The 4465-nt window shown below is 70.2% G+C and carries 3 protein-coding genes; 2 read left to right on the top strand and 1 reads right to left on the bottom strand.

The features are described from left to right. The first annotated feature begins 463 nt into the window (after positions 1 to 463). Positions 464 to 1522, top strand: a complete 1059-nt coding sequence (locus tag D7X12_RS39645) for a polysaccharide lyase family 20 protein (protein WP_120630331.1) — start codon at positions 464 to 466, stop codon at positions 1520 to 1522. 202 nt (positions 1523 to 1724) lie between these two features. Continuing rightward, positions 1725 to 3260 carry a S1 family peptidase gene (locus D7X12_RS39650; protein WP_120630332.1) on the top strand — a complete coding sequence of 512 codons (1536 nt, stop codon included), beginning with the start codon at positions 1725 to 1727 and terminating at the stop codon, positions 3258 to 3260. 33 nt (positions 3261 to 3293) lie between these two features. On the opposite strand, the gene D7X12_RS39655 is transcribed toward D7X12_RS39650, so the two are convergent. Next, the coding region (locus D7X12_RS39655) for a glycerophosphodiester phosphodiesterase family protein (protein WP_279637290.1) at positions 3294 to 4465 on the bottom strand (1172 nt) is incomplete at its 5' end.

Here is a 4465-nt window from a genome sequence, read left to right on the forward strand (position 1 = left end):
GGCGGCGTCGGCAGCGTCAGATGTGTATAAGGGACAGCTCCAGGCGTCCCATGACGCGGTGGGCAGCAAGGCGGTGAAAATTCATGCACGTCGGATGTTTTTCGCTCCACACGACTCAATAGACGGGCAGCACCGCCGATCTTGAGAATTCCGCCTCCTTCCCGTGTTCGATGCGAGGGGGGAACGGTACGCCGGGCCGTCAGGCCGTTGGGGGGATGACGGTTGGGGGCCCGCCTGGACGGCTGCTCTCGCAAGAAGGTTTGAGCGCCCGCATCCACCCGGAATCACGCGCTTTGGCATGCCTGGGGAAGTGGCGGGCGGCAGGGCCCCGGCTCCCTGATGCCCCAGCAGGCGTCCCGGGGAGCGCGCGAGCGGCAGGGGGTTGGCAGGCGAGGACGTGCGGGAAGGAGTTTCCCGCGCCGCGTGTCCCATCCGCCCAACCCGGACCGAAAGGAACTCCTGTTTGAAGCAACTCCTTCGACTCGTCGCCGCGGCCTCCCTCATCATGCCGGCGCTCGCATCTGCTGGCACCCTCTGGAAGGGCGACTTCGAGACCGGCAACACGTCCCAGTGGACCCGGGAACAGAGCGTTGCCTCCAGCCGTCTGCAGGTCGTGACGGACGTGGTGCGTGATGGCAGGTACGCCCTCAAGGCCACGGTGAAGCAGGGCGATGATCCCATCAACGCCAGCGGCAACCGCAACGAGCTGCTGTACGTGACCCACGAGACGCAGGGGAAGGAGTACTTCTACAAGTGGAGCACCCTGTTCCCGAACAACTACCCCGTCCATGACTCCTGGCAGGTCATCACGCAGTGGCACCAGGAAGGCTGCTGTGGTTCGCCGCCGCTGGAGTTCTTCGTGCGCGGGGACAAGATCAACCTGCGCGTGGGCGGCAACACCATGCCCGTGCTGTGGCAGACGTCCATCAACAAGGGCAACTGGCACGACTTCGTCCTGCACGTGAAGTGGTCGGCGGACAAGAAGGTCGGCTTCGTGGAGCTGTACCACAACGGCAAGCTGGCGCTGCCGCGCACCTACGGGGCCAACCAGTTCGGCAAGGAGCTGAACTACCTGAAGATGGGCCTGTACCGCGACGACGCCATCAAGCCCGAAGGCTCCATCTACCATGACGGCTTCACCATGGCCTCCACGCTGGAGGACGTGATGCCCCCCGCGCCCGCGCCGGTCCCCGAGCCCGTGCCGGACACCACCACCCAGGAGCCGGACACGTCGGGTGACACCACCCCGCCTCCGGTGGCCGAAGCCCCCACGACCCCCGACGCGCCCACCACGCTGCCCAACATCGGCGGCCAGGCGCCCACGGGCACCACCACGCCCATCTCCAACAACCCCAACGGGCTGCCCGGAGATGAGTCCCTCGGCGGGCCCGGCGGTGGCTGCAGCGCGTCCGGCACGTCCGGCACCCTGCCCTTCGCGGCCGCACTGCTGATGCTGGGCGCCGCCACGCTGCGCCGTCGTCGGGCCCCCGCCCACGCCCGCAGCCCGTCCTCGAAGCGCTAGGACAGCGCTGACTTTTCCCTGCATCCGAAGCAAGTCCCAGGCCCGGTGCGCTCGTACAGCGCGCCGGGCCTTCCTCTTTCCAGGGACTTTCTTCGACGACACAAATATGTCGGACAATTAAAGCATTCCTTGAATTGATTGACCTTCAGGGCTCATCTGGGCTTGCCTTCCTGCCTCCCCGCAGCACGAAAGGCAGGACCCGATGAAGCGGACCTTTGGTCTGTTCTCCACCGCGACGGCGCTGTTCGCAGGCGCCACCCTGGGTGTGATTCCCTCCGTGGCGCTGGCGGCTTCGCCGCTGGCGGACGCGGCGTTCGCGCAGGACGCGTCGCCGGAGATGCTCTCCGCGATGCAGCGGGACCTGGGCCTCACGGCGGACGGCGCGCGGCGCCGGCTGATGGCGGAGGCCGCGGCGGTGCGGGTGGAGGGCACGCTGCGCGCGGAGCTGGGCGAGCGCTTTGGCGGCGCGTGGATGAACGCGGACGGCAGCCAGCTGGTGGTGGGCGTGACGACGGACGCGGACGCGGCCCGGGTGCGTCGCGCGGGCGCGGTGCCCCAGAAGGTCGCGCGCACGCAGGCGGAGCTGGAGCGCGTGAAGGCGGAGCTGGACCGCCACAGCGCGTCCGCGGGCCGCTCGGTGCATGCGTGGTACGTGGACGTCATCACCAACAGCGTGGTGGTGCTGGCGCAGGACTCCGCGCTGACGGTGGGCACGGACTTCCTGGCGAAGGCGGGCGTGAAGTCCGACGCGGTGCGCATCGTGCCGTCGCGCGAGGAGTTCAAGCCGCTGTATGACCTGCGCGGCGGTGACGCGTACTACCCGGGCAACGCGCGCTGCTCCATCGGCTTCTCGGTGGCGGGCGGCTTCGTGACGGCGGGCCACTGCGGCGGCGCGGGCACGGGGACGAGCGGCTTCAACGGCGTGGGCCAGGGCACGGTGGCGGCGGCCAGCTGGCCCGGCAACGACTTCGGGTGGGTGCGCACCAACGGCTCCTGGGGTTCGCAGCCGTGGGTGAACAACTACGGGGGCGGCAACGTGCTGGTGTACGGGTCGCAGGAGGCGGGGCTGAACGCGTCCGTCTGTCGCTCGGGCTCCACCACCGGCTGGCGCTGTGGCGTCATCCAGGCGAAGAACGTCACGGTCAGCTACTCGGCGGGGCCCGTGTACGGCCTCACGCAGACGAACGCGTGCGCGGAGGGCGGTGACTCCGGTGGCTCGTGGCTGTCCGGCAACCAGGCGCAGGGCGTGACGTCCGGCGGCTCCGGCAACTGCTCCACCGGCGGCACCACCTTCTTCCAGCCGCTGAACCCCATCCTGGGCGCCTACGGCCTGTCGCTCACCACCACGGGCAGCGGCGGCACGGGCGGGCCCATCATCGGCCTGGCGAACAAGTGCATCGACGTGCCGAACTCCAACACGACCGACGGCACCCGCCTGCAGCTGTGGGACTGCAACGGCACCAACGCGCAGAGGTGGACCTTCATGTCGGACGGCACCGTGCGCGCCTTCGGCAAGTGCATGGACGTGGCCTGGGGCTCGAGCGCCAACGGCACCGCCATCCAGCTGGTCTCCTGCAACGGCAACCCGGCGCAGCAGTTCATCCTCTCCGGCGCCGGTGACCTGGTGAACCCCCAGGCCAACAAGTGCGTGGACGTGACGGGCGGCAACTCCGCCAGCGGCACCCCGCTGCAGCTCTGGGAGTGCAACGGCACCAGCGCGCAGAAGTGGCGCCGCTAGCAGCGCGGTGAATCTCCGGAAGGCGCGCGACGGTCAGTGCGCGCCTTCCACCTTCACCGTGGGGACAGCAAGGCCGCTCAGGTCGGCGTCCGTCGGCAGGTGTTCCAGGAGATAGACGGTGCGCAGCGTGGGGTGGCGGGCTTGGAGCGAGCGCAGGGCGCGCAGGTCGAAGGACTGCACGTCCGCGCGGTCAGCGAGCCCTCCGTCGAGGATGGCCCGGGCGACCGCATCCCCGTGCGCCGGAGCGATGGGTGTCTCCCTCGCGGCCCGCTTGAGTTCCACGTTGAAGCGCACCTGACGGGCGTTCCGGGCGCGGAGCGGATCCCGGGCCTCGTGCTCGGCGTCCGACTGGGTCTGGGCGAAGGCGAACACCTGGCCCAGCGTGGGGACGGCGTACGGATCCGCGAGGCCGGTGCGAGCGGCGAACGCGATGGCTTCGGGCGAGCGGGCGCGGTCGTGGGTCTGTTCAGGGCGGTCCTTCAGGAGCCTGTCGCAGACATAGGTGGCCTGGAGCCGGGCGACGGTGAGGGACGCGATGGGAACGGGGGCCGGGAGCGGGCTTCCATCCGCGTGGCGGCACTTCGCCGGAGAGAGGTCCGGGTCGTGGGAGAGCACGGGCACGCCGTCGGCGGTGAGGACGGTGTCCAGCTCCAGCGTGGTCATGCCGTGGTCGAGCGCGGCCTCGAAGGCGGGCAGCGTGTTCTCCGGGCGCAGGTCCCGCGCGCCCCGGTGGCCCTGCGCATCGAAGCGCTTCGCATCGATGAGGCCGTCCGCGTCCAGCAGGTCTCCGGGCGTGCCGTCCGCGTTGGCGTCGAAGTCGCGCACCGCCTGGGCGAGCAGGTCCGGCCGGTCGCTGATGATGCCGTCCACGCCGCGCTGGAGCAGGGCCCGCATCGTGGGCAGGTCGTTCACCGTCCACACGACGACCGGATGGCCGGCGTCGCGGAGGCGCTGCACGTCGAGGCCCTGCTCCGGGCGGAGCAGCGCCACGGAGGGCGAGCAGACAGGCGACTTCGTGCAGCCGTGGGCCCGGGCGTGCGCGCGCACGGTGTCCATCAGGCGCACCGTGGGGTCGGTCCCTGGAGTACCGGGAGCGCGACCGGGTGTGGCGCACGCGGTGGCGAGGCCCAGGACGAACAGCGCGGAGAGAGGGGCGGAGGGCACGGGGATTCCTGCCATCGGATTGCGAAAGGGGTGGCGTGGAG

This window comes from Corallococcus sicarius (assembly GCF_003611735.1).
In the GTDB taxonomy this organism is placed as follows: Bacteria; Myxococcota; Myxococcia; order Myxococcales; family Myxococcaceae; genus Corallococcus; species Corallococcus sicarius.

Coding starts and splice junctions, on each gene's coding strand:
- D7X12_RS39650 (WP_120630332.1), top strand. CDS start 1,725: ATGAAGCGGACCTTTGGTCTGTTCTCCACCGCGACGGCGCTGTTCGCA.